Genomic DNA, 542 nt, shown 5'->3' with positions numbered 1-542 from the left:
TTTTTAACTCGCCAAAACTGCATATAAAAAAACGCCTACGGTGGAGCCGCAGGCGTTGGCAAATTGACCAAAAGATCGTTCGACTATCTACGATAGTTCTCGGTGCTAACCGGGGTGAGGAATTATTCGATAATTCCCGCAACTTCACGAACCAGCTTCGCCAGTTCATCCCATTGCTCGTTGTCAATCAAATCGCCGGGTACCCTCCACGTACCACCACACGCTAAGACTGAAGAAATAGACAAGTAATCTTTAACATTGCTTGGGCTCACGCCACCAGTTGGCATGAATTTTACAGGATAAACCGCAGATAATGCTTTTAGCATCGCGACGCCGCCTGACGGTTCTGCTGGGAAAAACTTCAGCGTACGCAGACCCATTTCCATCGCTTGCTCAACCAAGCTTGGGTTGTTGACACCAGGGACGATGGTCACGTTACGCTGTTGGCAGTATTTCACCGTAGTTGGGTTGAAACCTGGGCTCACAATAAAGTCCACGCCCGCATCAATCGCTTCATCCACTTGTGCGCTTGTCAGCACAGT

General features: G+C 49.1%; 1 protein-coding gene. It reads right to left on the bottom strand.

The annotated features are described in order from the left end of the window. Positions 1–122: 122 nt before the first annotated feature. The coding region (eda, locus tag R7R78_RS28925; protein WP_225474946.1) for a bifunctional 4-hydroxy-2-oxoglutarate aldolase/2-dehydro-3-deoxy-phosphogluconate aldolase at positions 123–542 on the bottom strand (420 nt) is incomplete at its 5' end.

The sequence above is a fragment of the Vibrio sp. 2134-1 genome (assembly GCF_033339495.1).
This window is presented reverse-complemented; position numbering and strand designations above follow the sequence as displayed.